General features: G+C 71.9%; 3 protein-coding genes. All 3 read right to left on the bottom strand.

The window, feature by feature from the left end:
* Nucleotides 1-257: 257 nt before the first annotated feature.
* Complete coding sequence (locus tag E1295_RS46775; protein WP_166427771.1) at nt 258-977, bottom strand: single-stranded DNA-binding protein; 720 nt, start codon at nt 975-977, stop codon at nt 258-260.
* Nucleotides 978-1,113: 136 nt separating this feature from the next.
* Nucleotides 1,114-2,736, bottom strand: coding sequence for a GTP-binding protein (locus tag E1295_RS46770; RefSeq protein ID WP_132641652.1), 1,623 nt, complete (start codon nt 2,734-2,736; stop codon nt 1,114-1,116).
* On the bottom strand, nt 2,733-5,147 hold the full coding sequence (locus E1295_RS46765; protein ID WP_246081236.1) for a GTPase: 2,415 nt from the start codon (nt 5,145-5,147) through the stop codon (nt 2,733-2,735). The genes E1295_RS46770 and E1295_RS46765 overlap by 4 nt, the downstream gene beginning before the upstream one ends.
* Between the last annotated feature and the right edge of the window lie 416 nt (nt 5,148-5,563).

Here is a 5,563-nt window from a genome sequence, read left to right as displayed (position 1 = left end):
GTCCTTTTCGTGCCCCCGTCCTCCGCACCCGCCCTCCTCCGTGCCAGCCCACACGTGCCAGCCCACACGTGCCAGCCCACACGTGCCAGCCCTTCGGACGGCACACCCTCGGACGGTGCGGCGACGGACGGCAAAACCTCCCGGCGGCTCAGCCGTCGAGCATGGGGAGCCGTCCAGGCACCCTGGCACCGTGGGCCCAAAGGTGCCGGGGTGCTGGACGGCTGCGTCGGGTGGCGTCGACGCCCCCCTTCGCGGGTCTAGGCCGCCGCGCGTTCCTCCAGCTTCAGTGGCCGGCCTTCGTCGCCGGAATCCTCCTCGCCGTTGGGAGGCTCGGTTTCGGCCCCCAGGATGCGCACGGTGTCGTCCTTCGGTTGAGTGAAGGCTCCGGCGGTGTGCTCCTCCGGCTGGGCGAAGGTGTCCGCGGCGTGCCCGGTCGGCTGGGCGAAGGTGTCGGTGTCGTCGCTCTTGGGCGGGGCGGCGGTGGCCGACGTGCCGGCCTGCGGGGTGGGTTCGGGACGGGACAGGGACCGGAGGGGGCGCGTGCCCATGGACCAGTCGCGGGTCTCCTCGTCCAGGCGCTCGCGCATCTCCTTGCTCATCGAGCCCAGCCCGCCGCCGCGCTCCGGCTTGGTGAAGACGCCGGTGCCCCAGCGCAGGTCGTGCCCGACGGCGCTGGCTTCGATCTCGGGCACGAAGCGCCGGTCGCCCTCGGCGCCGAACTCGCGGATGCGCAACTTGCCCGACACCACCACGGGCTGGCCGGCGCGGATCGAGGCCGCGACGTTGTCTCCCAGGGCGCGCCAGCAGCGCACCGTGAAGCAGACCTTCTCACCGTCTGTCCACTGGCCCGTCTTCCTGTCGAAGTAGCGGTGCGAGGTGAGCACCCTCAGCGAGGTGACCTTGGTGCCTTCGTCGAAGCTGTATTGCCTCGGCTCTGCTGCGACGTTTCCGGTCAGCGTGACGTAGATGTCATTCATCCCTGTGCCTCCCCATCCGGCGGGCCGGGTGCCCGCGATCTGGGGCCCAGCGTGCCGTGGGGAGGCGGGGTGGCGGCGTACGGAATGCGGTTCTGTGGACGGAGGGAGAGGCGGAGGGAGAGCCTGTGGACGGAGGTCAGACCGACAGGTCCCGCAGCGCGGTGAAGAAGGCATGATGGCGGCCCAGCTCCCGCTCGACCGGCTCCACCACCATCGTCGCGGACACGGCCGCCACCCTGCGCCTCATCTCCCGCTCCAGGCGCTCTCGCTCCCGGGAGGCGTTCAGCTCGACGAAGTTGCGCGAGGCGATGCCCGACAACGCACCCAGCCCGAGGACGGAGGCCATCATCAGCCCCACCCACGGGAGCGCCGCACCGTCGCCGAGCAGCTCCAGCTGCGGGGGGAGTTGTCCCGGCATGAGCAGCCCGGCCAGCAACCAGATGACCCCGGCCGCGAACGCCACCACCAGGGTGTACTGCCACGCCTTCAGCGCGCGCCACCAGCGGGGCACCCGGTCGAGCTGCGGCGCCACCTCGGTGAGGTCCTCGGTCAGCGCCTGCGGGAGCTGGCCGGAGCGCGACCTGGCCGCCTGGTGCACGGCGGAGCGCCACACCGGGTGCATCCCGACGGAGAGCCCGTCGGCGAGTGCCTGCACGGCGTTGGCGACCTCGGCCGACTGGGCGCTCACCGAACCGGTCGTGATGCCGCGGATCTCCGCGCCCACGTCTTCGAGCCGCAGGGCCTTCAGCGGATCGGGGCGCAGTTTCGCCAGCCACCGAGGGTAAGGCCATCCGACCCACTGGTTGGAGCGCTCGGCGTAGACGTTCTCCATGGCCTCGCCCACCGCGGGCACGCCCACGGCGTCGCAGAGCGCGTCGGTCAGCCCCATCCGGCGGGCCTCGTCGACCGACGACGGCGCGGAAAGCGCCTCGCCGAGCGGCATGGTCTCGCCGAGGCGCTGTTCCAGACGGTGCAGGTCGGCCTCGAGCTTCTGGATGGCGGCTCGCCGCCGCGACACGGCGGTCGCGATGACGCTCTTGAGGCTTTCGATGCCGCGCCCGGTGACCGCCGAGGTGGGTACGACGCTGGGGTGGTCGACGCCTTCGCGGCGCAGCAGGTCGTTGAGGTCGATGACCAGCTCGGCCAGCTCCTCGGTGGTGAGCCGGTCGGCCTGGTTGAGCGCGAACACCGTGACCGCGTCGTGCCCCGCCAGATCCGTGACGTAGCGCCGGTGTGTGGAGGCGTCGGCGTACTTCTGCGGGTCGAGCACCCACACCACGAGGTCGGCCAGCCCGATGAGCCGGTCGGCCTCGGTGTCGGTGAGCGCCCGGATGGAGTCGTGGTCGGGCAGGTCGAGCAGGATGAGCCCGTGCAGCTGGCTGTCGCCCTTGTCGAGCGCGCTGGCGCGGGAGAAGCGGTGCCGCCACTGGATCTGCAGCCAGTCGAGCAGCGGCCCGGCGCCCTCCAGCCCCCACACGCAGGCGTGGGTGCGGGCGGTGGTCGGACGGCGTACGCCGGTGGGTGACAGCTCGAGCCCGGAGATGGCGTTGAACAGCGACGACTTGCCGCTGCCCGTGCCACCCGCGAGGGCGACGACGGTGTGCTCGGACGACAGCTTGAGCCGGTCTCCGGCCCGCTGGAGCAGCACGCCGGCATCGTCGAGCAGCTTCTTGTCCAGCCGCCCCGGCCCCAGCTCCACCACCTTGGTGAGCGCGGTCAGCCGCGGAGCGAGACCCGGCCTGGTGGTCATGGTGGTCATCGAGCGACCTCGAGGTTGTACGTTGCCTGGTAGAGGCGGGTTGCGACGGACTCGTCGGGAATGCCCGCGGAGTCGAGCGCTTTCACGTAACGCATGGCTTCCTCGTCGAACAACATGCCGATCCTGGCGCGCAGGTCGCTGAGCGCCTTGGCGCCGATGCCCCGCAGGGACTCGGCGCCGAGCAGGGCGTTGACCAGCCGATGGGGAACGCCCTCGCCGTTGCTCCCGCTGAACATCGCGACCATGAAGATCAGGGCGAGCGAGTCGGGGTCGAACGAGACCAGCTTCGACACCGACCGCTTGGCCACACCCTCCGTGCGTACCAGCTCGCCCAGGTGATCCTGCCAGGAGGCGATCGCACGCCCGGAGTGGCGGATGAGGTTGTCAGAGGGGGTGTCGAGGCCGTCCGATATCTTCGCCCCCAGCTCGGAACGGTGCCGCCAGCGCGCCACCACCTCCTCGGAGGCACGGTTGGCGGCGGCGACGATCACCGACTCGAGGCCCGTGCGGATCGCCGCCTTGAACGCCAGCACCCGCTCGGGCGCCTGCCTGGCCACCTTCCCGCGCCTGCGTAGTTGCAGCGAGCGCATGAGATCGCCGGAGCCGGCGAAGTCCTGCCATCTGGCCAGCACCTCGCCGTGCAGCAGCGAACCGTTCTTGTAAGCCTTGTCGATCTCCATGAGCGCGCCGCGGAAGGCCGCTTCCACGTCGCCGCGCAGCTCCGTCCTGAACGCGACCTGCCCCTCCAGGTGCTTGGCCAGCGCGGGTACGCGGGTGCGGAAGCTGTTGAGCACGCCGTTGAGCGTCTCGCGTACGGCCTGCGCCCGGCGCTCCTCGTCCACCGAGAGCTCGGCCAGCCACAGCCGCAGCTCGGTGACCTCGCTGTCGGGCAGCCTGCCGTCCGTCACCTTCGCCTCGTTGATGACGAACCTGTCGATGTCGCCCATGCCGTATTCGGTGAGCATGCGGACGAAGTGCTTGAGCACCACGTCCGCCGACCGGGGCTGTACGCGCGACAACACGATCGCCAGCCGGGCACCGCGTTCCTTGGCCAGACGCAGCAGGCTCCAGGCCGGGGCGTCGGCGTAGCGGGCCGCCGTGGTCACGAAGATCCACAGGTCGGCGGCGTCGAGCATGCGGTGCGCGACGTCGTGGTGCTCCTCCACGACCGAGTCGATGTCGGGGGTGTCGAGCAGCGCGACGCCCTGCGGGAGCTTCTCGGTCGAGACGACGACCAGGCCGTCCAGCCCGGCATCCGGCGTGGGCGCGTCGAGACGCCGCAGCCCGCCCAGCAACTCGCCCTCCGTGAACCACTCACGGTCGTCGGGGTGGCAGGCCAGGACGGGGGTGCCGGTGGTCGGGCGGCGTACGCCGGTGCGCGAGACGTTCTTCTCGGCAAGCGTGTTGACCAGGGTGGACTTGCCCGCGCCGGTCGAGCCGGCGACCACGATGAGCGCGGGAGCGGTGCTCGTCCTCACCCTGGGCAGTACGTAGCCCTCAAGCTGGGCCAGCAGGTCGGCCTGTGCCTGCCTGGCCTCCTCCACGCCCGGCAGTTCGAGACCGAAGCGCAGGTCGGCGACGCTTTCGCGGAGGGTGCCGAGCGCACTCATCAACGTCTCGGCCGCCTCGGCCGGCAACTCCTCCTCGACCGCCTGCCCGGCTGTCTCCTCGCCTCCTGCCTGCTCGGACTTCCCTGCCACCTCGCCGCCGCCACTGACGTCGGAGCCGCGCGACACCTCGTCATCGCCGCCGCCGACGTCCGAACGGCGTGAGACCTCGTCGCCGCCGCTGACGTCCGAACGGCGTGACACCTCGTCATCGCCGCCGACGTCCGCGCCGCGCGACGTCTTGGCATTGCCGCCGGTGATGTCCGTAGGGCTCGGCGTCTCGTCGGCACCGGGGGCGCCGGAGTCGGCATCGCCACTAGGCCCCGCGTCACCGTTCGTCGCTGCGCCGGTGGTCGGGGACGGCTCGCCGGCCGCTTCGGGCTCGGCCCTCCCCTGCTTGGCGCTCGTTCTCGGCTCGTCGCCCTTCGCGGGTACGTCTGCCTCGCCCGGCTCCCGGCTCGCCGCAGGAGCACCCGGTTTCCCGGGCACGCCGGTCTTCTTCGGCTTGCCGTCCGCCGCGGACGCGCCGGGCTTCACGGAGGTGCGGGTCGTTGCCCTGGAGTTCTCGTCCCGGGGTTCGGTTCCGGTCTGGTGCTCCGGCTCGTCGTCCGAGGGCTCGCCGGAGTGCGGCTCGCCCGACGGTGGGCCGACAGTGGCCCGTTTGCCGGGCCGCCGGCTTTGGGGGGAACGCTTGCCCGGGGAACGCTTGCCCGACGGACGGCCGCCCGGGGACGGTGTAACGGTGACCTGCTCGTCACTGGGCTCGTCGTGGGCGGGCTGCTCCCCGGCGGCCTGCTCGTCCAAGGGCCGGTCGTCGCCGCCCCGTCCCTTCGCGGCCGCGGCTCCGGTCGGTCCATCGGACGCCGGGTCGCCAATGGCAGCGCGTGCGGAACGCGTGGTTCGTGCTTCTGGCCTGCTCCGGGCGGTGGGCCTGCGTGCGAAAAGGTCGGGGCGAGCGGGAGGCTCGTCCTGCGCCCCGGGCTCGGATCCGGTCTCAGATTTCGCGCCGGTCTCTGACTCGGAACCGGCTTCAGGCCCGGATCCGGCCTCAGCACCAGCTCCGACCTCCGCGACGGATTCCGCTCCAGCTCCGGCCTTCGGGCGGGCGGCTGCCGCTCCGGCTCCTGGCTTCGGGCGGGCGGCGGGTGCCGCTCCCCCACCGGCTTCGGGCTTCGAGCGGTCGGATGCCGCACCGGCACCGGCTTCGGGGTGGGGGTGGG

Origin of the sequence: Nonomuraea mesophila, from assembly GCF_004352805.1 — a bacterium.
Classification (GTDB): domain Bacteria; phylum Actinomycetota; class Actinomycetes; order Streptosporangiales; family Streptosporangiaceae; genus Nonomuraea; species Nonomuraea longispora.
This window is presented reverse-complemented; position numbering and strand designations above follow the sequence as displayed.